Annotated in this window: 18 protein-coding genes; 9 read left to right on the forward strand and 9 right to left on the reverse strand. The window is 65.5% G+C overall.

Annotated elements, in window-relative coordinates; genetic code table 11:
• Positions 1-4: 4 nt before the first annotated feature.
• Positions 5-766, reverse strand: a complete 762-nt coding sequence (locus FCT00_RS19820; protein ID WP_008327622.1) for an SDR family NAD(P)-dependent oxidoreductase — start codon at positions 764-766, stop codon at positions 5-7.
• A 238-nt stretch (positions 767-1,004) separates the two neighbouring features.
• On the opposite strand from FCT00_RS19820, the gene FCT00_RS19825 reads away from it, so the two are divergent.
• From FCT00_RS19825 to FCT00_RS19845, 5 genes are read left to right on the forward strand one after another with little or no spacing between them, the layout of a single operon-like run.
• Positions 1,005-1,790 (forward strand): enoyl-CoA hydratase-related protein, encoded by a 786-nt coding sequence (locus tag FCT00_RS19825; protein ID WP_138424372.1) that lies wholly within the window; start codon positions 1,005-1,007, stop codon positions 1,788-1,790.
• A gap of 1 nt (position 1,791) precedes the next feature.
• Complete coding sequence (lpdA, locus tag FCT00_RS19830) at positions 1,792-3,219, forward strand: dihydrolipoyl dehydrogenase (protein ID WP_138424373.1); 1,428 nt, start codon at positions 1,792-1,794, stop codon at positions 3,217-3,219.
• Between the two features lie 9 nt (positions 3,220-3,228).
• The gene (locus FCT00_RS19835) at positions 3,229-4,164 is read left to right on the forward strand and encodes an aldo/keto reductase (RefSeq protein ID WP_138424374.1); all 936 of its coding nucleotides are present in this window, start codon (positions 3,229-3,231) and stop codon (positions 4,162-4,164) included.
• Positions 4,161-5,792, forward strand: a complete 1,632-nt coding sequence (locus tag FCT00_RS19840) for a GMC family oxidoreductase (RefSeq protein WP_138424375.1) — start codon at positions 4,161-4,163, stop codon at positions 5,790-5,792. The genes FCT00_RS19835 and FCT00_RS19840 overlap by 4 nt, the downstream gene beginning before the upstream one ends.
• Positions 5,785-7,155: an FAD-dependent oxidoreductase gene (locus FCT00_RS19845; protein ID WP_138424376.1), complete on the forward strand. Its 1,371-nt coding sequence runs from the start codon at positions 5,785-5,787 to the stop codon at positions 7,153-7,155. Before FCT00_RS19840 ends, FCT00_RS19845 begins: the two co-directional genes overlap by 8 nt.
• On the opposite strand, the gene FCT00_RS19850 is transcribed toward FCT00_RS19845, so the two are convergent.
• The 3 genes from FCT00_RS19850 to FCT00_RS19860 all read right to left on the reverse strand — a co-directional run bounded on the left by FCT00_RS19850 (position 7,152) and on the right by FCT00_RS19860 (position 11,661).
• On the reverse strand, positions 7,152-8,855 hold the full coding sequence (locus tag FCT00_RS19850; protein ID WP_138424377.1) for an FAD-dependent oxidoreductase: 1,704 nt from the start codon (positions 8,853-8,855) through the stop codon (positions 7,152-7,154). The two genes, FCT00_RS19845 and FCT00_RS19850, sit on opposite strands and share 4 nt — an antisense overlap.
• A complete protein-coding gene (locus FCT00_RS19855; RefSeq protein ID WP_138424378.1) occupies positions 8,852-10,609 on the reverse strand; it encodes an FAD-dependent oxidoreductase in 1,758 nt (585 codons plus the stop codon). The genes FCT00_RS19850 and FCT00_RS19855 overlap by 4 nt, the downstream gene beginning before the upstream one ends.
• Before the next feature lie 92 nt (positions 10,610-10,701).
• Positions 10,702-11,661 carry an AMP-binding protein gene (locus FCT00_RS19860; RefSeq protein WP_171043065.1) on the reverse strand — a complete coding sequence of 320 codons (960 nt, stop codon included), beginning with the start codon at positions 11,659-11,661 and terminating at the stop codon, positions 10,702-10,704.
• A gap of 67 nt (positions 11,662-11,728) precedes the next feature.
• On the opposite strand from FCT00_RS19860, the gene FCT00_RS19865 reads away from it, so the two are divergent.
• A complete protein-coding gene (locus FCT00_RS19865; protein WP_138424380.1) occupies positions 11,729-12,448 on the forward strand; it encodes an SDR family NAD(P)-dependent oxidoreductase in 720 nt (239 codons plus the stop codon).
• Between the two features lie 42 nt (positions 12,449-12,490).
• On the opposite strand, the gene FCT00_RS19870 is transcribed toward FCT00_RS19865, so the two are convergent.
• Genes FCT00_RS19870 through FCT00_RS19880 form a run of 3 tightly spaced genes read right to left on the reverse strand, consistent with a single transcriptional unit; the run spans position 12,491 to position 15,413 of the window.
• Positions 12,491-13,363, reverse strand: coding sequence for an SDR family oxidoreductase (locus FCT00_RS19870; protein ID WP_008327601.1), 873 nt, complete (start codon positions 13,361-13,363; stop codon positions 12,491-12,493).
• Positions 13,360-14,151 carry an enoyl-CoA hydratase/isomerase family protein gene (locus FCT00_RS19875; RefSeq protein WP_138424381.1) on the reverse strand — a complete coding sequence of 264 codons (792 nt, stop codon included), beginning with the start codon at positions 14,149-14,151 and terminating at the stop codon, positions 13,360-13,362. Before FCT00_RS19875 ends, FCT00_RS19870 begins: the two co-directional genes overlap by 4 nt.
• Positions 14,152-14,159: 8 nt before the next feature.
• Positions 14,160-15,413: an aromatic ring-hydroxylating oxygenase subunit alpha gene (locus FCT00_RS19880; protein ID WP_138424382.1), complete on the reverse strand. Its 1,254-nt coding sequence runs from the start codon at positions 15,411-15,413 to the stop codon at positions 14,160-14,162.
• Between the two features lie 114 nt (positions 15,414-15,527).
• On the opposite strand from FCT00_RS19880, the gene FCT00_RS19885 reads away from it, so the two are divergent.
• A complete protein-coding gene (locus tag FCT00_RS19885; RefSeq protein WP_171043066.1) occupies positions 15,528-16,052 on the forward strand; it encodes a VOC family protein in 525 nt (174 codons plus the stop codon).
• 62 nt (positions 16,053-16,114) lie between these two features.
• Positions 16,115-16,432 (forward strand): 2Fe-2S iron-sulfur cluster-binding protein, encoded by a 318-nt coding sequence (locus FCT00_RS19890; RefSeq protein ID WP_008327595.1) that lies wholly within the window; start codon positions 16,115-16,117, stop codon positions 16,430-16,432.
• Positions 16,433-16,441: 9 nt separating this feature from the next.
• Here the strand turns inward: FCT00_RS19890 and FCT00_RS19895 are convergent, their stop codons facing one another.
• Together FCT00_RS19895 and FCT00_RS19900 are read right to left on the reverse strand one after the other, a co-directional pair.
• Positions 16,442-16,828 (reverse strand): nuclear transport factor 2 family protein, encoded by a 387-nt coding sequence (locus tag FCT00_RS19895; protein WP_171043067.1) that lies wholly within the window; start codon positions 16,826-16,828, stop codon positions 16,442-16,444.
• On the reverse strand, positions 16,825-18,453 hold the full coding sequence (locus FCT00_RS19900) for a class I adenylate-forming enzyme family protein (protein WP_138424385.1): 1,629 nt from the start codon (positions 18,451-18,453) through the stop codon (positions 16,825-16,827). Before FCT00_RS19900 ends, FCT00_RS19895 begins: the two co-directional genes overlap by 4 nt.
• Before the next feature lie 314 nt (positions 18,454-18,767).
• Here FCT00_RS19900 and FCT00_RS19905 point away from each other — a divergent pair, with 314 nt between their 5' ends.
• Complete coding sequence (locus FCT00_RS19905; protein ID WP_138424386.1) at positions 18,768-19,910, forward strand: ABC transporter substrate-binding protein; 1,143 nt, start codon at positions 18,768-18,770, stop codon at positions 19,908-19,910.
• Positions 19,911-19,927: the final 17 nt, after the last annotated feature.

Genomic DNA, 19,927 nt, shown 5'->3' on the forward strand with positions numbered 1-19,927 from the left:
TGGATCAGAACTGCACGCGCTTGGTAAAGCCGCCGTCCACGATCAGGTTGGTGCCCGTGACCCAGCTTGCCGCGTCGGACGCAAGGAAGGCGATGCACTTGGCCACTTCGTCGGCTTCGCCCATGCGCCCGTCGGGCTGCTGCGCGAGGATCGAGTTGAAGAACGCTTCGTCCGAGTCGCGGATCTGCGCCCAGGAGCCGCCTTCGATCAGGATCGGACCCGGCGAGACGACGTTGAAGCGGATGCCGCGCTTGCCGTGGAACTGGCTCATCTGCTTGGCATAGGTGATGAGCGAGGCCTTGATCGAGTTGTAGGGCATCGGCGCGATGAAGGTTTCGACGGCGGCGGTGGTCGAAATGAACACGACCGAGGCGTTGCCCGAAGCCTTCATGTAGGGAAACAGCGCGTCGAAGCCGCGCACGCAGCCCATCAGGTCGATCTCGAACGCTTTGTACCAGCTTTTCTCGCCGTCCATGCCGCCGCCTGCGGAGACGCCGGGAACGAAGATGTCGCAACCGCCCAGCTCTTCGGCGGCGTCCTTGAGCCACTGCTGGTAGCCTTCGACCTCTTTCACGTTGGCGGTGCCGCCGACGACCTTGACGCCCTTGCCTTCGAGCTCGGCCACGGTCGCTTTCACGTCGTCTTCCGAGCGCGCGCAGAAGGCGATGTCGCAGCCTTCTTCGACCAGAATGTCGAGCAGCGCCCGGCAGATGCCCTTGGTGCCGCCGGTGACGATTGCTTTTTTCCCTTTCAGGCCAAGATCCATGCCTGTTCCTCCCGTTTGATTCCGGCCCGGTTCGGCCCTTTCGCTTCCGTATACAGAAAAATCGGTTTTCTGTCCATTGGCAAGGGCTACAATGCCAAAGCCTGCGCAATACGTGCCATCGGAAACCGGAAAAGCCCTGTTTTTCAAGGCATGTTGTATCCTGCGTTTTGAATACGGAAATTGCTCGCTTTACACACAAGCCTCAAATTCCGTATACGAGTAGCGGGAGGATTTGCGCATGAGCGAGCTTGTCGTCGTGACGAAAGACGGGGCGGTGGCCGAACTTCGGTTCAACCGGCCCGAGGCGCTGAATGCGCTGGATCTGCCGATCTCGCGCGCCTTTGCCGCCGCCGTGGCCGATGTGACCGCCGATCCCGGCGTCCGCGCCATCGTGCTGTCGGGCGAAGGGCGGGCGTTCGTCGCGGGCGGGGATGTGTCGGCCATGGCCGCCGATCCCGACCGGGGGCATGAGGTTGTCGATGCGCTGCTCGAGGTTCTGAACCCCGCGCTGATCGCGCTGCGCGAGAACGACGCGCCGGTGATTGCCGCCGTGCGCGGGGTCGCCGCCGGGGCAGGGCTGTCGCTGGTCGCGAATGCCGACATCGTGGTGGCGGACGACAAGGCGAAATTCGTCATGGCCTACGATCAGGTCGCGGGGGTGCCCGATTGCGGCGGCTCGTGGTTCCTGACCCACCGCCTTGGCCGCGCCCGCGTGATGGACATGATGCTGACCGGCGCGCCGCTGACGGCGGCGGAGGCGCAGATCGCGGGTCTTGTATCGCGGCTGGTGCCTGCGGACGAGGTCGACACCACCGCCCGCACGCTCGCCGCCAAGATCGCCACCGGGCCGACCGCCAGTTTCGGGCGTTTCCGCCGGCTGGTCGATGCCGCGCCGCACACGACACTGGCCGACCAACTGGCCGCCGAACGCGCGGCCTTTGTCGCCGCCGCACAATCCGACGATTTCCGCGAAGGCGTCGCGGCCTTCACCGCGCGGCACAAACCTGAGTTCAAGGGACGATAGAATGGCAGACTACGACATCATCGTGATCGGCGGTGGCCCCGGTGGCTACACCGCCGCGATCCGGGCCGCGCAACTGGGGATGAAGGCCGCCGTGGTCGAGCGTGAGCATCTGGGGGGCATCTGTTCCAACTGGGGCTGTATTCCGACCAAGGCGCTTTTGCGGTCCGCCGAGATGCTGACGCATATGAACCACGCCGCCGATTTCGGGATCGACCTGTCCGGCAACGCCAAGCCGAACGTCGCCGCCATCGTCAAACGCTCGCGCGGGATCGCCGAGCGGATGAACGGCGGGGTCGGGATGCTTCTGCGCAAGAACAAGGTGGACGTGATCTGGGGGCAGGCCAAGCTGACCGCGCCCGGCACGGTCGAAGTCGGCGCGCCCGACAAGGCGGCGTGCGAACCGCAGGCGCCCGCGCCTAAGGGGGTGAAGCCGCATGGAAGCTATTCGGCGGATCACATCATCATCGCCACGGGCGCGCGCCCGCGCGTTCTGCCGGGGCTTGAGCCGGACGGGGACCGCATCTGGACCTATTTCGAGGCGCTGAAGCCCGAAGCCGCGCCGAAAAGCATGGCCATCGTCGGGTCGGGCGCGATCGGGGTCGAATTCGCGAGCTTCTATGCCGCGATGGGGACCGAGGTGACGGTGGTCGAGATGGTCGACCGCATCCTGCCTGCGGAAGATGCCGAGGTGTCGGCCTTCATGCAGAAGGCGCTCGAAAAACGCGGGATCGCGTTCCGCACCGGGGCGAAGATCGACAGCGCCAAGGTGGGCAAAAAGGACGTGACCCTGACGCTCGAAGGTGGCGAGACGCTGAAGGTCGAGCGGGTGATTTCCGCCGCCGGGGTCGTCGCGAATACCGAGGGGCTGGGGCTGGAAGGCATCGGGATCACGCTGGAAAAGGGTCTGATCCCGACGACCGGGGCCGGGGCCACGGCGGCCAAAGGCGTCTATGCCATCGGTGACATCACCGGCGCGCCGATGCTGGCCCACAAGGCCGAGCATGAGGCCGCGCTGTGTGTCGAGGCCATCGCGGGCGAAGCCGTGCACCCGATGAACAAGGACCGTATTCCCGGTTGCACCTATTGCGATCCGCAGGTCGCCTCCATCGGGCTGACCGAAGCGCAGGCCAAGGAAACAGGGCGCAGCCTCAAGGTCGGCAAGTTCCCGTTCCTCGCCAACGGCAAGGCCATCGCTCTGGGCGACGATCAGGGCATGGCCAAGGTGATTTTCGATGCCGACACCGGCGAATTGCTCGGCGCGCATCTGGCCGGCCCCGAAGTGACCGAGCTGATCCACGGCTTCGCCACCGCGATGGAGCTGGAAAGCACCGAGGCCGAGATTATCGACACGATCTATCCGCACCCGACGATTTCCGAGGTGATGAAAGAGGCCGTGATGGCCGCCTATGGACGGGCCGTGAACATCTGAGGAGGGGTCATGGAATACCGCAATCTTGGACGCTCAGGACTGAAAGTCTCGACCGTCGGGCTGGGCTGCAACAACTTCGGCTGGACCATCGGGCTTGAGGACAGCCGCGCGGTGATCGACGCGGCCATCGACGCCGGGATCACGTTCTTTGACACCGCGAACGTCTATGGCAAGGGCGGCGGGTCCGAGACGATGATGGGCGAAATCCTTGGGGATAGGCGCAAGGATATCGTGCTGTCCACCAAGGGCGGGCTGACGATGCCGGATGGCTCGACCGGGGGCAGCCGGCGCAACATGCTGCGCGCCTTCGATGAGAGTCTGATCCGGCTGAAAACCGATTACGTCGACTTCTACCAACTGCACTGGTCCGACCCGGACACGCCGATAGATGAGACGCTGCGGGCGATGGACGATCTGATCCGGGCGGGCAAGGTGCGCTATATCGGCTGCTGCAACCTCGCGGCGTGGGAGATGGTCGAGGCGGAATATGTCGCACGCGAGCTTGGCACCGACCGCTTTATCGGGACGCAAGCGGAACTGAGCCTGCTCATCCGCGACAATGAAAAGACCCTGATCCCGGCGCTTGAGGCGTATGGCATCGGGCTGCTCCCGTATTTCCCGCTGGCGAGCGGGCTGCTCACCGGCAAGTACAAGCGCGACGCGATCCCGGAGGGGAGCCGTTTTGCCAAGCTGGACAGCATGGCCGACCGCTATCTGACGGACGCGAACTGGGACAAGACCGAAAAGCTTGCCGCGTTCTGCGAGGCGCGGGGGCGGTCGCTGGTCGAGCTTGCCTTCTCGTGGCTGCTGACGCGCCCGACGGTGGCCAGCGTGATGGCGGGGGCGACGAAGCCCGCGCAGATCGAGGCCAACGTCGCGGCGACGGATTGGGCGCTGACCGAGGAAGACCTCAAGGAAATCGACAAGATCACGGGGGCCGCATGAGCACGTTTGATTACATCGTCGTCGGGGGCGGCTCGGGCGGGGCGGTCATGGCCACGCGCCTGTCGGAAATCAAAGACGCCCGCGTTCTGCTGCTCGAAGCCGGGCCAGAGGACAAGGCGTTCTGGATCACGCCGCCGATGGGATACCCGATGCTGTTCACCAACCCCAAGGTGAACTGGATGTTCGAGACCGAGCCGGAGCCGGAACTGAACGACCGCCGGATGTATCAGCCGCGCGGCAAGGTTCTGGGCGGCTCCTCCGCGATCAACGGGATGCTCTATGTGCGCGGCCATCCCGAGGATTACGACGGCTGGCGGCAGATGGGAAACACCGGCTGGGGCTGGGACGATGTGCTGCCCTATTTCAAGAAGGCCGAGGACAACACGCGCGGGGCCGACGATCTGCACGGCACAGGCGGGCCGCTGCGCGTGTCAGATCAGGCGGGCGGGAACGAGGTGGCGGATGCCATCGTCGATGCGGCCTGTGAAGCCGGTCTGCCGCGCAACCCCGATTTCAACGGGCCGTGGCAGGAGGGGGCCGGGTATTTCCAGACCACCACCAAGGATCGGCGGCGACACTCGACCGCGCGCGCTTACCTCAACCCGGTGCGGGGCCGTGCGAACCTGACCGTCATCACCGAGGCGCAGACGACGCGGGTGCTGACCGACGGTCGGCGCGCGACGGGCGTTGAATACAAGCGGCGCGGGCAGATCGAAACCGTGACGCTGTCGGACCGGGGCGAGGTGGTGCTGTCGGCCGGTTCGTTCGGCTCGCCGCAGATTCTGCTGCAATCCGGGATCGGGCCGGGGGAGCATCTGGCGGACCGGGGCGTGCCCGTAGTGCACGACCTGATGGGGGTGGGTGAGAACCTGCGCGACCACTTCTATTGCTCGCTCATGTTCCGCTGCAAGAAACCCGTGACGATCAACGAACTGGCGAACAGCCCGATCAAGCAGGTGATCGCGGGTGCCCAATATGTGCTGATGAAGCGCGGGCCGCTGGCGTCGAATGGGATTTTCGCGGGCGTCTTCGCCAAATCCTCGCCCGACAAGCATCGGCCGGACATTCAGATCAACACGAATATGTGGACCGTTGGCAGCCGGACGAAATCGGGGATGAAGGCGCATCCGTTCCCCGGCTTCACCATGAGCCCGGTGCATCTCGACCCGCGTTCGACGGGAACGATCCGCTTGAATTCGACCGATCCGACCGCGCCGCCTGAGATCAAGATGAACTTTTTCCGCGACCCGGTGGACCGGGCCACCATGGTCCGCGCGGTCAAGCTGGTGCGCCACATCGCATCCCAGCCCGCGCTGTCGGGGTACGTCGAGCACGAGATCGCGCCGGGGTCCGAACATGCCACGGACGCCGAGATCGAGGCGTGGTTGCGCGGGGCGGCCATCGCCAACCTGCACCCGGTCGGCACCTGCCAGATGGGGCCGGACCCGGCGACGGGTGCGGTGGTGGACGAACGGCTGCGGGTGCACGGCATGACGGGTCTGCGCGTCGTGGACGGGTCGATGATGCCGCGCCTGCCCTCGGGCAACACGAACGCGCCGATCATCATGGTGGCCGAGAAAGCCGCCGACATGATGAAGGCCGACCGGAAGGAGCCAGCGCATGTCTGAGCGCGATTATGACGTCATCATCGTCGGCGCGGGCGGGGCGGGTCTGTCCGCCGCGATCGAGGCGACCGAGGCAGGGGCGCGGGTGCTTTTGATCGAGGCCGGGGCCAAGGCGGGCGGATCGACCGCACTGTCGGGCGGGGTCTATTGGGCCGCCGGCACCTCGCTGCAACGCGAGGCCGGGATCGAGGACGACGCGGACAGTCAGTTTCATTACTACATGACGGTCAACCAATACAAAGTGGACCCGGCTCTGGCCCGCCGCTACTGCGACCTGTCGGCCCCGACCTTCGAATGGCTCGTCGGCTTGGGCGTGAATTTCCCGCTCGAAAACCTTTATGTCTCCGGCGTCGACAAGATCCGGCGCGGGCACCGGGCCGAGGGGCACGGGGCCGAGATCGCCGAGGTGCTGGAGGGCGCGCTTGCAGGCCGGTCTGTGGACCTTGCGACCCACACGCGGGTTCAGGATCTGTTGATCGAGGACGGCGCCGTGACCGGGGTGATCGTCGATGGCGACCCGGTGCGCGCGGGGGCGGTGGTCATCGCCTCCGGCGGGTTCGGGAACAACCGGCGGCTCTGGGCCGAGCTGTATCCGTCCGCCGCCAAGCAGGGCGAGTTGGCATGGTACATCGGGGCGGATGAGTGCCGGGGCGACGGGCTTGAAATGGGCCGTCGCGCGGGGGCAGACCTGACGCGGCCCGACATCGGGCTGCTTCTCATGACGCCGGGGTTCGCCCATGACGTCGAAAGCTACCTGCCGCCCTGGGTCGTGCATGTGAACCACGAAGGGCGGCGGTTCATCGACGAGGCGACGGAATATTCCGTGCTGTCCGAGGTTCTCTCGACCCAGACGGCGGGCGAGTGTTTCGCGATCTTCGACGAAGCCGCGCGGGCCGAGGCCAAGGCGCATCCCGCCCCCAACTGGGCCGCCGACCGTCTGGCGGAATTCGCGAAAAAAGGCCCGGTGGTGAAGGCGGACACGCTGACCGAGTTGGCCGAGCGGATCGGGGTGCGCCCCGAAACGCTGGTGACGACGGCCGAGCGGTATTCGGCGGATGCACGGGCCGGGGCGGACAGCGCGTTCTTCAAGACCCCCGCGCATCTGCGGCCCATCGAAACACCGCCGTTCTACGGCGTGCGCATCCGGCCCGCCATCGTGTGCTGGACCGGAACCGGGCTGAGGATCGACGCCGAGGCACGCGTTCTGGATCAGGCCGACCGTATCATGCCGGGGCTGTTCGCGGCGGGCGAGACGACCGGGGGCTTTGCCGGGCCGTGCTATGCGGGCGGCGGGGCATCCATCGGGAATGCGGTGATCTTTGGCCGCATCGCCGGGACGAACGCGGCCAAGCTCGCGCTGGGTTAACCCGCGCGCGCCCGATCCGCCGCGTGGTTCGCGGCCCGGTAGGCAAAGGTCATGCCGGGCCCCAGCGTGCCGCCACCGCCGGGATAGGCGCCGCCGAACGCATTGGCCATGTCGTTGCCCACCGCATAAAGGCCGGGGATCGCCCGGTCGGAGGTGTCGAGCACCTGCGCGTTCTCGTCGGTCGCGATCCCTTTGAAATTGCCGATCTCGCCCGCATAGACCCTGACCGCGTAGAACGGGCCTTTGCCGAGCGGGCGCAGGCTGGGGTTCGGCGCCTGGGTCGCGTCGCCGTGGTAGCGATCATAGGGCGCGCGGCCCCGGTGAAACGCGGGGTCTTCGCCCTTGGCGGCATGGGCGTTGAACGTGGCGATTTCATCGGCCAGCGCGGCGGGGTCGATGCCCGCTTTGCTCGCCAAAGCCTCCAGCGTCTTGGCCATGAGAAGATAACCCGATTGCACATGGCGGCCCATCGGCATCGGCCACGGCTTCACATGGCCGATCCCCCATTGCCGCACCGCGCGCGCGTCCCCGATCAGCCAGGCGTGATCGGCCCCGCGGTCCGACATGGCCGCGATCATCTCGCGCCCCAGATCGTGATAGCTGGCGGATTCGTTGGCGAAGCGGCGGCCATCGGGCAGCACCATGACGAAGCCGGGCTTGTAGCGGTCGACGAGGTGGGGCCAGACCCCGGTGAAATCCTCGACCCCCGGCAGTTTCGACACCGGCATCCACGCGGCGGCATTGGCGGCGTTCGACTGGAACCGCGCGCCCACGGCTTCGGCCATGTTCGCCGCGTCGCCGGTGTTGCCCGTGGGCAGCGGCGCGACGAGCGGTTGCGTGTTCACCGGCGCAGGATGTTCGGCGGCACGGCGGTTCGGATCGCGGGCGTAACCCCCGGCGGCCAGCACCACGGCACCCGCGTCGATGCGCAAAGGCCCCTCGGGCGTGTCCAGCATCGCGCCCGTCACCGCGTCGCCCTCGCGGATCAGCGCAGTGGCGGGGGAGGCGAGCAGAATCTCGACGCCCGCCTCGTGCGCGCTTTGGGCCAGCCGCGCGATCAGGGCGCGCCCTGTGGTGAGCTGCTGCGATTGGCCGTAGCGCAGCATCTGGACCGCATGGCCGGACATGCGTTTCGCCACATGTTTGAACGCGGTCCATGACCGGGTGGCCGAGAAGAACAGCTTCACTTCCGCGCCCGAGCGCATGGTCATCCCCATGAAGGATGTCTGCGGCAATTCGCGTTTCAGCTTGTCCGCCAGAGGGCCGAGATTGCGCAGGTCGTAAGGGACGGTAAAGAGCGAGCGGACGGACGACGCCCCCTCTTGTTCGGAGTGATAGTCGGGAAAGGGCATGGCCATGAATTGCACATGCGTCTTGCCCTCGAGAAAGTCGATCATGCGCGGGCCGTCGTCCAGAAACGCGTCGATCTTGGCGGGGTCGAGGTGCTGACCGCTTTCAATCTCAAGATACCGCTGGGCGCGGGCGCGGTCGTCGGCCTCCCCTGCCTGCGCTTCGATGGTCTTGGAGTGGTGGTTGCCCGGCACCCACAGCCCGCCGCCCGAGGTGGCGGTGGTGCCGCCGAACACCGGGGCCTTTTCGGCCATGATGACCGAAAGCCCCCGGTCGCGGGCGGCAAGCGCGGCGGTGAAGGCCGCGCCGCCGGTGCCGATGACAAGCAGGTCGCAGGTGCGAGGTGTCACTCCGCCGCCTCGGGCAGGGTTTCCGGGGCAATGCCGGGGAGGGTCTTGCCCGCGCTTTCCGCGATGTGGCGGGCCGCGATCCATGCAAAGACCATGCCCGGCCCGATGGTTCCGCCCGCGCCGGGATAGGCACCGCCGAACACGTTGGCCTGATCGTTGCCGACCGCGTAAAGCCCGCCGATCGGCTGGTCGTCATGGCCCAGAACGCGGGCGTATTTGTCGGTGGCGAGGCCTTTGTAAGACGTGATCTCGCCCGGATAGATGCGCACGGCGTAGTAGGGGCCGGTCTCCAACGCGCCGAGCGCGGGGTTCGGCTTGTGTTCGTCATCGCCGTGGTGCTTGTCATAGGGCGTCGCACCACGTTGGTATTCGTCGTCGCGTCCGGCCTTGGCGAAGCCGTTGAACCGGGCGACGGTGGCCTTCAGCTCTTCGGCCTCGATCCCGCAGATGCTGGCAAGCTCGTCCAGCGTCTTGCCGCGCTTCAGATACCCGTTCTTGATGTAGCGCCCACGCGGGATCGGGAAGGGGCGGACAAAGCCGATGCCCCAACGCTTGACCGCGCGGTGATCCGCGATGAGCCATGCGGTGTCGGTGCCGCGTTCCTCAAACGCGTCGATCATCTCGATCACGAGGTCACGGTAGTTCTGCGATTCGTTGGCAAAGCGCCGCCCGTCCGGCGTGACCATGATGAAGCCGGGCTTGGTCCGGTCCACCAGATGCGGCCAGACGCCAGTGTAATCGGTGGCACCGGGCAGCTGCGAGGTGGGCATCCATGCCGCCGCCGAGGACAGGTTGCCATTAAAGCGCGCGCCGACCGCTTCGGCCATGCGCGAGCCGTCGCCGGTGTTGCCCATCGGGACGGGCAGGACCGGGTCCATCGTCGCGGTGACGCCGGGGTGATGTTCGCGCCGCCGCGCGCGGTCGCGCGGATAGCCGCCGCCGGCCAGCACGACGCCGTGACGCGCGCGCACCTCGACCTCGCCGTCGGGGGTGTTCAGCCGCGCGCCGACCACGCGGCCGCCTTCCTCGATCAGGGACGTCGCCGGGCTTTCCAGCCAGAACGGCACGCCGTCATCGGTCAGCGTGCGGGCAAGCCGCGCGATCAGGGCGCGGCCACGCACGATGCTTTGGGTCGAGCCATGCAGGGCCACGTCGCGGAAATGGCGGATCATGCGTTTCGCCACGAAGGCCATCGCTTTGGGCGAGCGTCCGGCCTTCATGAAGGTCTTCATCTCAAGCGATGAGCCAAGCGCGAGGCCGAGGAACAGGGTCTGCGGAAGCTCGCCCTTCAGCGTCTTCATCAGCGGCCCCATCTTGCGCGCGTCGTATTCGACGGACCCGAGCGAGCGGATCGACGAGGCGCCGTCTTCTTCCGGGTGGTAGTCGGGGAATTCCATCGAATGGAATTTGACCTCGGTGTTGTCCTCCATGAACGCGACCATGGTGGGGCCGTGTTCGAGGTAGGCGTCGATGCGCGGCTCGTCCACGTATTGCCCGGCCTCGATGTGCAGATAGGTGCGCGCATCCTCCAGCGTGTCGGTGACGCCGATGGTCTTGCCGAAGGGTTCGGCGTGGCGGTTCATGGGAATCCAGATGACCCCGCCGGACGTGGCGGTCGTCCCGCCGAACACCGGCTCTTTCTCGGCCACCAGAACGTCGAGCCCGGCTTTGCGGGCCGTGGCGGCGGCGGTCAGTCCCGCGCCGCCCGAGCCGATGACGAGCACGTCGACAGTGCGATCGGTTTTCTTGTCCATGCGATCCTCCCTTTTGCGGATTGTATCAAGTGGGGGATCGTTCTGTATACGAAAATATCGCGCAATGGGCGAATTGGGGTGCTTTCCGCCCCTTACCAGCCGCTCAGAAGCACCTCTTCCTCGGCTTTCGGGAGGACGAGCCGCCCCTCGCTGTCGAGATGGCCCAGAATGCCGGTGCGGAAGAATCGGTCGGTGAAGCCCGCGCCGGGTTTCCCGGCGTAACCCAGAAACACCCCGGTGCCGCGCAGCCAGACTTCACCGGTCTGGTAGAGCAGAACGTCCATGCCCGTGCGCGGGTCGACGATCATCACCTCGACCCCGCCGACCGGGCGCCCCTTGGTCGTGGTGATGGTGCCGGTCGGGTCGCGCGGGTCGCTGGACAGGGCCAGCCCCATCGTCTCGGGCAGCGACAACCCGTTCACGATCCGGGTGTCGGGCTGGGCCGCCGCGACCTCGGCCAGCCGGTCGCGGCCGGCGTCGAGGTGCAGGCGTTTCAGGTGGGGCCGGGGGGTATAGGCGGCGACGGCCTCGCGGTCGATGAGCCATGCGGTCGTCGCCCGATCCATGTCGCCCGACAGGTCCAGCGCCGCGCCGGAGGCCATGCAGGCGGCGAAAACCGCCCAGAATCCGGGGTCGGACACGCGCGCGGCGAAAGCGATCCGGTCGTCTTTCGTGAATCGTTCGCGCAGCGCGATCGCCGCGCCGATATGGGCCGCGTCGGCGGAGGCATGGCAGACCGCATCGACGCTGCCGTCGGCGCGGGTCGCGGGGAACACCATGTCGGTGCGCGGGGGCAGGGGGGCGGAGGTGTCGGTGAAATGGAACACTTCGCCACGGGCGAGATCGGACAGGACGGCGAGCGTCTGGGCCACCGGACCGTCGCCCAGGGCCGAGCCGTCGGCAAGCGCGGCACGGGCGTCGGCCCATGTCAGCGTATGGTCCGCGTCGATCAGGGCGGGGCGATCCGCGAACCGATCCGCCGCGCGGTCGAGCAGGGTGAGAAGCGTCCGGTGTTCCCCCGTTCGCTGCGCTTCGTGCGCCGTGGTTGCCATCGCGCTTCCCCCCGTCAGGAGTTTGTGTTTCAATGAGTAGTCTAATGTATACGGGAGGAAACGTCCAATGCCTTTGGCACTGATTACGGGAGGGGCCGCCGGATTGGGCGCCGCCATCGCGCGGGAGGCGCATGACCGGGGATACGAGGTCGCCGTCATCGACCTGACCGCGTCGAAAGACGTGCCGTGGCGCAGCTTTGTCGGCGACGTCACGGATGAGGCGAGCCTGATCCGCGCGCTGGACGATCTGGGCGCGGTGCCCGACCTTCTGGTCAACAACGCGGGGATCGTTCAGTTCGCCCCGCTGCTTGAAACGACGACCGAGAGTTTCGCCAAGACCATCGCGATCAACCTGACCGGCGCGTTCACCATGGCGCGGCTGGTGGCCAAGGGCATGGTGGAGCGCGGGTCCGGCCATATCGTCAACGTGACCTCGACGGCGGGCATCGCGACCTCGCCGGGCGTGAATGCCTATGTCCCGGCCAAGCGCGGGCTGGCCGGACTGACCGAGCTTATGGCGCAGGAGTGGGGGCCGTCGGGCGTGCGTATCAATGCGGTCGCGCCGGGGATGATCGACGGCGGCATGTCGACGGGCATCTACAAGAACGACGCCGCGCGCAAGCTGCGGTCGAGCGCGGTTCCGTCGCGCCGTCTGGGCCGCGAAGAAGACATCGCGCAGGCGGTGATGTGGCTGGACAGCGACGGTGCGAGTTACATCAACGGGCACGAACTGGTCGTTGATGGCGGGGTGACCAAGGCGGTCATGTCGCTGATTCCGCGCGACTGAACGGCACGGCGCCGAGGCGGGAGGCCCCGGCGCCGCGATCCCTTAGTATTTCTGGAATTGCTCCGGCACGCCCGCGGGCCAGACCACGCCCCACATGCGCATCCCGCCGTCGATGGTCAGCACCTCGCCGGTGATGAAGTCGCCGGACGGAGCCGAAAGGTAGACGACGCCTTCGGCCACGTCCCAGCTATCGCCCATGCGGAACATCGGGTTCACGTTGTTGAACCGCTGCGTCGCCTCGGGCGGGTAGTTCGACAGGCCCTCGGTCGCGATGGCACCGGGGGCGACACAGTTCACGCGGATGCCGAGCGGCCCCCATTCGGTCGCCACGGTGCGGGTCAGGTAGATCACGCCCGCGCGCGCGGCACAGGTGTGCGCGGCCTGCGGCATCCCGCGTTCGACATGGGCGACGTTGGACACCACATGCCCCGGCTCGCCCCGGTCGCGCCAGCGTTGCGCCGCGCCCTGCATCATCCACCACGTGCCGTTGAGGTTCAGGTCGATGACCGATTTCCAGCCCTTGCGGGAAAAGTCGATGGCGTTCTGCGGATACTGCCCGCCCGCGTTGTTCACGAGCGTATCCAGACCGCCGAATTCCTCGAACGTCTCGTCGAGAAGCGCGTCCACCTGATCCTCGTCGCGGATCGACATCGGGCGGTAATGGATGTCGGCCCCGATCAGATCTTTCGCCTGTTTCTGGGTCTCTTGCAGCAATTCCTCGCGCCGCCCGCAGATCATCACCTTGGCGCCAAGCCGGGCGCACAGAAACGCCATCGCCTTGCCCATGCCCTGCGAGCCGCCGGTGATGAGGAAGCGCTGCCCTTCCAGCAGGTCGGGGGCGAAAATCGTCTTGTGCGTCGCCAGTTCCTCGGGCGTGAGGCCCCAGTTGGGTTTCTGCGGTGCCTGGTCGGTCATTCTGTCCTCCGGAAATTTGCGTCGCGTTTCTCGGCATAGGCCGCGATGCCTTCGCGGCTGTCCTCGGAACGCATCAGCCTGTCTGCATTGGCGTGGCCCCGGTTGATCGCAGCGGGGAGCGGTTCGTTCTGCGCGTCGTTGAACAGCGCCTTGCCGAAGCGGATCGCCTTCCACGAATTGGCGAGCATTGTGTCCGTGAACGCCAGCGCCTCCTCCATCAGCCGCTCGCGCGGGACGACCCGGTTCACGACGCCAAGGTCATAGAGCCGTTCGGCGGGGAAGAGGGTGCCGCAGGTGATGATCTCCATCCCGATCTGCCGGGGGAGTTGCTGGGCCAGCCGCTGCACGCCGCCGGTGAAGGCGACCATGCCGCGTTTGACCTCAGGCAGGCCGAAGAGCACGCCTTCGGCGGCGATGAGGCAATCGCAGGCGAGTGAGATTTCCAGCCCGCCCGCGACGGCCGCGCCGTTGATGGCGCCGATCACGGGTTTTTCGATCACCCGTTCGGTCACGCCGCAGAAGCCCGCGCCCGGCACCAGCCCGTGACCCGCGCCGCGCTCGGCGGCTTCCTTCAGGTCCATGCCCGCGCAGAACGCCTTGTCCCCGGCGGCGGTCAGGATGATCGCGCCCACCTCGGGGTCGGCCTCAGCCTCACGCACGTATCGGTCGACGAGGTAAGACCCCTCCGCGTTCATCGCGTTCGAGACGTGCGGGCGGTTCAGCGTGATGACGCAAACCGCCCCCTTCCGCTCGGCAAGAACCGGCGGCTGATCTGGCTGGACGGACATGGGGTGCGTCAGCTTTCGGCGGGCACGGAGGCTTTGGCAGGGGTCAGATCGACCTCGGTGATCCAATCGCCCAGCTTGTCGGGCACGCGCATGTGTTCCGGCACGTCCGCCTCACCGATCCGTTTGTCCAACTCGGCGTGCCAGTGGTAGATGCGCCGCTCCTGATAGTTCAGGGGGAAGCCGCGCAGGCCCGCGCTTTCGACCGACTTCTGGATCTTGTCCGCGAATTGCAGGTCTTCGTCGAGGATGTCGACGAAGTTCTTGATCCGCATGTCCCACCGCTCAGGCCGCTCGCCGTCACCCCAGGAGGGGGCGAACCAGTGCACTTCGATGGTCATGGTGTCGATCGAATCCGGCCAGAAGCACAGCACCGGGATACCGGCGGGCGCGACGGGCGAGACGAAGTTCGGATAGGCGAAGAGCGAGTAGTTCGTGTTCTCGAAGAACGGGTCGACGCCTTCGACCTCGGGCAGGCCTTTGACGCCCGGATCTTTCCAACCCTCGCGCTTGTAGGGCGTGACCATCCGGCTGTGGCCCTTGTCCCACAGCGTGATCGCCGTGCCGCGATGGTCGAGGAAGCGGTCGACCGTGTTCTGGTGGATCGACTTCAGGTGATAGGTCTCCATGAAGGCATCCAGAAGGATCTTCACGTTGCAGTTCACCTTGATCGCCTGCTTGTCGACAAGGATCAGCGTGTCGGGTTTCACCTCGTCCAGATCGCGGGCCGCCGGTCCAAGATAGTCGCGCAGCGGCTCGGCCTCGGGGTCGAGGTTCACGAAGTAGAGGTTGCCGATGTTTTCGCAGCGGACCTGAATGAGACCCCGGCACGACATGTCCAGATCGACGAAATCGCGGCGGTCGCGCAGGTTAATCAGCTCGCCGCGCGTGTTGTAGGTCCAGCCGTGGTATTTGCAGGTCACACCGCGCGACTTGCCGTTTTCCTCGGTCACGACCGGCGCGCCGCGATGGCGGCAGGTGTTGTAGAAGCAGCGAACCTCGTTGTCCTCGCCGCGAATGAAGAACAGCGGCTCGCCAAGGCGGGTCCACTGGACGTAGGAGCCGACCTCGGGCACCTCGTCGGAGTGGATCGCGTAGACCCAGGACTTGTGCCACATGCGCTCGATCTCGAGCTTGTTGAACTCGGGGTCGACGTAGCGGTCGCCGGGAATGTCGGGGAGCTGCGGGAACCCCTCGGGCGGGCCGCCGCGCTTGGATTCGTAAGCCTGCTGGTCCTTGATGGCCTGCACTTCGTTCGGATTCATTTCAACCTCCTCCCCGACTCGCGGGTATGGTGACGCGCGTTTCCGTGGTTCCTTGTATTTTATCAGCCGCTCTCGTATATGCAAACCATAAGTTCTGTATTTTTGGGGGCGAAGATGTCGCAGCGGTTCGGCAAGATCATGCAGCTTGGATACGTGGTTCACGATCTCGACGCCGAGGTGGACCATTGGACCCGCGTGATGGGTGTTGGCCCGTTCTTCGTCACCGGCACGGTGCCTTATGATACGGTGACGTTCCGGGGGGCGCCCTGCGATGCCGAAACGCGGGTCGCGATTGCCAGCCATGACGGGATGCAGATCGAAATCATTCAGCAAACCGGGGGTGGCGCGTCGACCTTTACCGAGTTTCTGGAGGCGACCGGAGGCGGGCTGCATCACGTCTGCGCGCTGACCGACGACCTCGAAGCCGACATTGCGGCCTGGGCCGCGCGGGGCGTGGATGTCTTGCAAGGCGGCGTGACCAAGGCCAAGATCCCGTTCGCCTATATGGACACGGACCCGGACAACCGGGGGCGGGTGCTGGAGCTGGTTCAGCCCAGCCCCGGATTGCTCAGGTTCTTCGACAAGATCGAGACGACCTGTGCAGGGTGGGACGGGCAAACCGCACGAATCGACCTGTGAATTGTATGCGTTGACCGCATTATCTGGATACAATACTCTGACCCGGTAACACGGAGGACCACATGCCCAAGATCAACGCCACCGACCGCGACGGGACCGAAAAAGTCATCGAGGCCGAGAACGGCCTATCGCTGATGGTGAACCTGCGCGACAACGGCGGGCTGGACATCGCGTCGATCTGCGGCGGCATGTGTTCCTGCGCCACCTGCCATGTCTATGTCGATCCCGACTGGATGGACAAGATCGGCGCACAGGAACCGGACGAATACGAACTGGTCGAGTTTTCCGAGCACTACAAGGAGAATTCGCGCCTGTCCTGCCAGATCGAGATGTCGGACGATCTGGACGGGATCAAGGTGACGCTGGCGCCCGAGGACTGAGCCGGGCGCTCAGAGCGGCCGAAGCGTATAGCGGCTGATCTTGCCGTCCGCGATTTCGAACCAGACGAAGAAGGGCTTGGTTTCACCGCCCGGCCCTTCGACCAGCCCAAGAAACGCGCCTTTGCCGTCCTCATAGACCATCGTGTCGATCCGGTGCCGGATTTTGGCTTCGGCCAGTTGTTCGACACGGGCCGACAGGAAATCCTGCACTTCGGCGCGGGACGAAAACCCCGATGGCTCCGCGCGGGCGAAACCGTGATGCGCCCAGACCTGAGCATGGGACCAGTCCACATCCTCGGCCAGCGCCGAAGCCGCGCGCACCATGTCGCCCGAGTCGATGCCGTCGTAATAGGTCGTCTGAATGAGGTTGATCGCCTCGTCGCGTGTGGCCGTCATTGGTCCAGCATCTCCCGCAGTTTGAACTTCTGGATCTTGGACGAGGACATCGGCCATTCGGTGATGTAGTGCACCTCGCGCGGAACCTTGAAGCTTGAGAACTTGTCTTTGCAGAAGTCGATGATCTCCTGCGGGTCGGGGTTGGCGCCCGGCACAAGCTCCACAAAGGCGACGGGCACCTCTTGCAGGCGTGCGTCGGGCTTGCCGACGACCTGACAGAACTTGACCGCGTCGTGGCCCGAGACGACCGCCTCGATCTCCTGCGCCGCGACGTTTTCGCCGCCGACCTTGAGCATGTCCTTCAGACGGCCATGATACATCAGCGTGCCGCCCGCATCGAAAGCGCCCAGATCGCCGGTGTGGAACCAGCCGTCGCGCTTGGCCTCGGCGGTCTTTTCGGGGTCTTTGTAATACTCGGTGAACACCGAATAGCCGCGCACGCAGATCTCGCCGATCTCATCCGTGCCGCAGGGGCCGGTTTCCGGGTGCACGATCTTGACCTCCAGCCCGTCGAAGGGCTTGCCCAGACGGCGGGTCCGTTCCTCGTAACTGTCGGTCGGAAAGCTCGTGGTCACGGTGCCCGAGGTTTCGGTCATGCCGAACGTGCCCACCTGAATGGCGTTCGGGATCTTGTTCTGGATCGCCTTGGCGAAGGCCGCGGGCTGCATCGCCATGTTCGAGTTCATGATGCGGATCGACGACAGGTCGCGCTTGTCGAAATCCGGGTGATAGATCATGTCGCCGATGAAGGTTCCGAAGCTGGGATAGGTGACGGTCGCGCGTTCCGCTTCGATCATTTCCAGCGCCACGCCGCCGTCGAAATACTGCATCGACAGATAGGTGGCCCCGACCGAATAGGCGGCGCAAAGCGGGAACATCGCCCCGATGTGATACATCGGCAGCGGCGACCAGAACACGTCGTCCTCGGTCATGTCATAGCGTTTCGCCATCGCCTGCCCGGTGCGGATCAGGCTTTCGTGCGAGATCATGCAGCCCTTGGGATGCGACGTGGTGCCCGAGGTGTAGAGCATGAGCGCGGTGTCGCGCACCCGCACGCGGTTGCGCAGGGCGTCGATCGTCTCGGCGGGCACGGTTTCGGCGATCTCGCGGAACGCGGCATCGGTGGTGAAGCCGGGGGTTTCGTCGGACCCGATCAGGATCAGGCGCTTGAGCACGGGCATGTTCGGCAGGTCGAGGTCGGCGTTCACGGGCTGCGCGCTCAGGGCGGGGATCGCCTCGTTCAGGCGGGCGACGAAATCCAGCCCGTCGGTCACGCGGCCTTGGGTCACGATGGCCTTGATGTCGGCGTTTTCCACCACGAAGCCGAGTTCGTCCCCCCGGTACCGCGCGTTGATCGGGACCGAGACGGCCCCGAGCAGGGCGATGGCGAAGAAACATTCGACGGTTTCGAGACTGGAGGGGAGCAGGATGCCCACGTGATCGCCCGGACGCACGCCGAGCGCATAAAGCCCGCGTGCCCGGCGAAGGGTGTTTTCCTGCAATTCGGTGAAGGTCAGGCGGCGGTCCGGGAACACGATCGCGTCTTTTTCCGGATAGACCGCTGCGGTTCTGAGCAGCAGATCGCCAATGGTGGTTACGGCCGTGAATGCCTTGAAATCGAGCATGTGCGCTCCTCCCGTCCTGTCCATATGGGCCTCCCTCGTGCGCATTGAGTATGGAAGCACCGCTTACTGTATACAAGAGAAATTCGCACAGAGCCCCTGTGAAATAGAGTTTTAGCGCATCCGGGCCGTGGGGCGTAAGCGGATTCCGACCGGTTTTCGGGCCGAAGTGTACTGGCTGGTGAACACATTGATGTTGATTGTTGTGTATATTTATGACCAGTTCGGCCATACAAAACCCGAACAGATGCACGCCGTCGATCCGTTCGGAAGAAAAAAGACATTGAATTGTTACGGCATCGAAATGGGAGGAATCCATGAAATTCAAGACACTTATGCTTTCGGCAACCAGTGCGGCAGCGGTTACGCTCGCAGGGGTCGCCGCGCATGCAGAAGACTACAAAGTGGTGATTCTACAGTCGTTGACCGGCGGTGCGGCCTTTATCGGCAAGAACGTCGCGGACGGCGCCGTGCTGGCCGCGGAAGAGCTGAACGAACAGGGCTTTTTCGGCGAGGGCAACCAGATGGTGTTCTCGGTCGAGGATGACGCGACCGACCGGACGCAGACCCTGTCGCTCATCACCCGTCTCGCCGCCGACGAGGACGTTCTGATGGTCATGGGCCCGACCTCGGGCTCCGTCGCCATGGCGGGCGCCAACGTGGCGAACGAGCGGGAATTTCCCGTGATGACCACCACCAACTCGATGGAAGTGGTGGAGAACGGGCCGTGGTCGTTCATCATGACCCAGCCCGCCAGCATCACCATGCCCTTCATCGCGGATTACACCGCCGAAACGCTGGGTCTGGAACGCTGCGCGATCATCGGCGTGAAGGACAACGAGGCCTACGTCGCGCTTCAGCGCATGTATGAAAGCCTGATTACCGAAGCCGGGGTCGAGATCGTGTCGCAGGACGGCGTGGCGCTGGCCGACAGCGATTTCTCGGCGCTCGCCACCAAGATCGCGACCTCGGATCAGGATTGCGTGTTCATCGGCACGCCCGCCGCGCAGGGGGCCAACATCATCCTGCAACTCAAGCAGGCCGGGCTGGATCCGTCCACGCCGATCCTCGGCCACAACGCCTTCGCCTCGCCGACCTTCATCGAAAAGGGCGGTGCGGCTGTCGAGGACGTCTACCTGATCGGGGCCTGGGTGCCGGGCGGCGACGACGACTTCTCGTCCGCCTTCGCCGAGAGCTTCGAGGCGAAGATGGGCTTCCCGGCGGACGAATGGAACGCCATGGGATATTCCGGAATGCAGGTCGTGGCCCATGCGGTGCGCGATGCCGCCGAAGCGGGCAACCTGACCCGTGACGGCGTGCGTCAGGCGCTTGGCGAACAGAAGGACATCCCGGTGGTCGTCGGCACGCATACCTACAGCTACGACGAAGAGCGCGTGCCCTATTTCGGCATGAAGGTTCTTCAGGTCAAAGACGGCGCCTTCACGGTCGCGCCCGAATAACACCTTGCACGATGCCG

The sequence above is a fragment of the Maritimibacter alexandrii genome (assembly GCF_005871115.1).
Taxonomy (GTDB): Bacteria; Pseudomonadota; Alphaproteobacteria; order Rhodobacterales; family Rhodobacteraceae; genus Maritimibacter; species Maritimibacter alkaliphilus.

Excerpts from the sequence above, each read along its gene's own strand:
- FCT00_RS19820 (WP_008327622.1), bottom strand. The coding sequence starts at position 766 with ATGGATCTTGGCCTGAAAGGGAAAAAAGCAATCGTCACCGGCGGCACC.
- FCT00_RS19845 (WP_138424376.1), top strand. The coding sequence starts at position 5,785 with ATGTCTGAGCGCGATTATGACGTCATCATCGTCGGCGCGGGCGGGGCG.
- FCT00_RS19835 (WP_138424374.1), top strand. The coding sequence starts at position 3,229 with ATGGAATACCGCAATCTTGGACGCTCAGGACTGAAAGTCTCGACCGTC.
- FCT00_RS19885 (WP_171043066.1), top strand. The coding sequence starts at position 15,528 with ATGTCGCAGCGGTTCGGCAAGATCATGCAGCTTGGATACGTGGTTCAC.
- FCT00_RS19890 (WP_008327595.1), top strand. The coding sequence starts at position 16,115 with ATGCCCAAGATCAACGCCACCGACCGCGACGGGACCGAAAAAGTCATC.
- FCT00_RS19855 (WP_138424378.1), bottom strand. The coding sequence starts at position 10,609 with ATGGACAAGAAAACCGATCGCACTGTCGACGTGCTCGTCATCGGCTCG.
- FCT00_RS19900 (WP_138424385.1), bottom strand. The coding sequence starts at position 18,453 with ATGCTCGATTTCAAGGCATTCACGGCCGTAACCACCATTGGCGATCTG.
- FCT00_RS19880 (WP_138424382.1), bottom strand. The coding sequence starts at position 15,413 with ATGAATCCGAACGAAGTGCAGGCCATCAAGGACCAGCAGGCTTACGAA.
- lpdA (WP_138424373.1), top strand. The coding sequence starts at position 1,792 with ATGGCAGACTACGACATCATCGTGATCGGCGGTGGCCCCGGTGGCTAC.
- FCT00_RS19860 (WP_171043065.1), bottom strand. The coding sequence starts at position 11,661 with ATGGCAACCACGGCGCACGAAGCGCAGCGAACGGGGGAACACCGGACG.
- FCT00_RS19840 (WP_138424375.1), top strand. The coding sequence starts at position 4,161 with ATGAGCACGTTTGATTACATCGTCGTCGGGGGCGGCTCGGGCGGGGCG.
- FCT00_RS19870 (WP_008327601.1), bottom strand. The coding sequence starts at position 13,363 with ATGACCGACCAGGCACCGCAGAAACCCAACTGGGGCCTCACGCCCGAG.
- FCT00_RS19865 (WP_138424380.1), top strand. The coding sequence starts at position 11,729 with ATGCCTTTGGCACTGATTACGGGAGGGGCCGCCGGATTGGGCGCCGCC.
- FCT00_RS19825 (WP_138424372.1), top strand. The coding sequence starts at position 1,005 with ATGAGCGAGCTTGTCGTCGTGACGAAAGACGGGGCGGTGGCCGAACTT.
- FCT00_RS19905 (WP_138424386.1), top strand. The coding sequence starts at position 18,768 with ATGAAATTCAAGACACTTATGCTTTCGGCAACCAGTGCGGCAGCGGTT.
- FCT00_RS19895 (WP_171043067.1), bottom strand. The coding sequence starts at position 16,828 with ATGACGGCCACACGCGACGAGGCGATCAACCTCATTCAGACGACCTAT.
- FCT00_RS19875 (WP_138424381.1), bottom strand. The coding sequence starts at position 14,151 with ATGTCCGTCCAGCCAGATCAGCCGCCGGTTCTTGCCGAGCGGAAGGGG.